Raw genomic sequence first — 261 nt, 5'->3', positions numbered from 1 at the left:
GACACCAGGTGCCCAATCTCATCGGTGTTCCGCAGAAAGACCTCGCGAAGCGCATCAACAAGCTGGTGCCGGATTACATGGCGATGGGAAGCACGGGCGGTGCGATGGGCGCAATGGAGATGCCGCTGCCCGACAACACGCTGCCGATGATGACCGGCACCGGACCGTTCGGCCCGCTGGAAATGGGCGGCATGTTCACGGTCGTCAAAGTGCGACAGGGCCTCGGCCGAAACGACTACCGCGACCCGGGCTGGTTCAAGC

The 261-nt window shown here is 63.6% G+C and carries 1 pseudogene; it reads left to right on the top strand.

Annotation, left to right across the window (positions count from 1 at the left end):
• Positions 1–261 (top strand): annotated as a pseudogene (locus SB816_RS32745) (copper oxidase); the annotation flags it as partial.

It is taken from the genome of Achromobacter sp. SIMBA_011 (assembly GCF_046535435.1).
Classification (GTDB): Bacteria; Pseudomonadota; Gammaproteobacteria; order Burkholderiales; family Burkholderiaceae_B; genus Achromobacter; species Achromobacter dolens.
This window is presented reverse-complemented; position numbering and strand designations above follow the sequence as displayed.